Annotated in this window: 1 protein-coding gene; it reads left to right on the top strand. The window is 78.2% G+C overall.

What is annotated here, in order from left to right:
• Window positions 1-601 (top strand): AMP-binding protein (locus tag HTZ82_RS03320; protein WP_175407736.1); only part of this gene is annotated, 601 nt, incomplete at both ends.

The following is a 601-nucleotide window of genomic DNA, read 5'->3' as shown; positions in this document are numbered from 1 at the left end:
GTTCGCGCTGAACGTCGAGTACTGCACCGACCTGTTCGACGCGGCGACGGTCGCCCGGTTCGCCGGGCACGTGGGCCGGGTCCTGGAGTCGGCGCTGGCCGGCCCGGACGGGGCGGTCGGCCGTCTGACGATGCTGTCGGACGCGGAGTACGCGGAGCTGACCGGCCCGTCGGGCCCCGGTGGATCGGGCGGCGCGGGCGGGGCGGGCAGCGGTGTGGCGCAGGTGCCGCCGTTCGCGGTGACGGGCGCGCCGGACGCCGTCGCGCTGGTGTGCGGCGGGGACAGCGTCACGTACGGCGGTCTCGACGGGCTGACGGGCGGCCTGGCGGCCGCGCTGACCGCGGCGGGCGTCGGCCCGGAGACGGCGGTCGGCGTGTGCCTGCGCCGGGGCGTGTGGTCCGTCGCCGCGATGGCCGCCGTGTGGCGCGCGGGCGGTGTGTACGTACCGCTGGATCCGCAGCTCCCTGAGGAGCGGCTGCGGTTCATGGTGGAGCGGGCCGGTGTGCGGCACGTCGTCACGGACGCGGCGACGGCGCCGCTGGCGGCGAAGCTCGGCCCGCCCGTCCTGGGAGTGGAGGCGGTACGGCCGGACCCGGGCGCG

Origin of the sequence: Streptomyces sp. TRM64462 (genome assembly GCF_013362995.1) — a bacterium.
GTDB lineage: Bacteria > Actinomycetota > Actinomycetes > Streptomycetales > Streptomycetaceae > Streptomyces.
Note: the sequence above shows the minus strand (reverse complement) of the source record. Positions and strands in the feature narration are given on the sequence as shown.